This is a genomic window from Tropicibacter alexandrii (genome assembly GCF_003667315.2).
GTDB lineage: Bacteria > Pseudomonadota > Alphaproteobacteria > Rhodobacterales > Rhodobacteraceae > Tropicibacter > Tropicibacter alexandrii.
Map to the genome: position 1 here is coordinate 1 of NZ_RCTZ02000082.1, position 210 is coordinate 210.

A 210-nucleotide genomic window follows, 5' to 3' on the forward strand; every position below is an offset into this window, starting at 1 on the left:
GTTCGGAAAGATACCCACCACGTCGGTGCGCCTCTTGATCTCGCCGTTCAGGCGCTCGATTGGATTCGTGCTGTGCAACTTCGTCCGGTGCTGCTGGGGAAAGGTCATGTAGGCGAGGACGTCTTCTTCGGCACCGTCCATGAGCGTTGCGAGCTTGGGCAGCTTTGGGCGCATCTGGTCCGCGACCTGGCGCCATTGGGCCTTTGCCGC

At 61.9% G+C, this 210-nt stretch carries 1 protein-coding gene; it reads right to left on the bottom strand.

What is annotated here, in order from left to right; genetic code table 11:
- The coding region (locus D8Z78_RS24440) for a transposase (protein WP_206169739.1) at positions 1-210 on the bottom strand (210 nt) is incomplete at both ends.